General features: G+C 59.7%; 1 pseudogene. It reads right to left on the reverse strand.

From position 1 onward, the window contains the following. Positions 1-395: pseudogene (locus MRBLSP13_RS19965) on the reverse strand (transposase); the annotation flags it as partial.

The raw sequence follows: 395 nt of genomic DNA on the forward strand, positions 1-395 counted from the left end.
TGTGCCCATTGGCGCAAATCGATGGACATGATGCGCCAAGGTTGATTGACGAGGCTGTTCCAGGCGAAGCAGCAGTGGTCGACGATGTCATCGTAGGATTTGAAGATGCGGTTGGACAGCCAGTTGTCACGCATGAACTGCCATACATTCTCGACCGGGCTCAGCTCGGGGCAGCGTGGCGGCAACGGCACAAGGGTGATGTTGTCGGGCACGATCAGTTCAGCCGAACCATGCCATCCCGCCTGATCGAGCAACAGGACAGCGTGTGCGCCCGGCGCGACGTTGAAGGCGATTTCTTCCAGATGCATCGTCATGCCTCGCTGTTACAGCGAGGCATGACGATGCCGGCGCCCTTTCCTTCGGCGGGGCAGATCGCGCCGAAGATCCATGCCGAG

The sequence above is a fragment of the Sphingobium sp. LSP13-1-1.1 genome, assembly GCF_040676415.1.
Classification (GTDB): Bacteria; Pseudomonadota; Alphaproteobacteria; order Sphingomonadales; family Sphingomonadaceae; genus Sphingobium.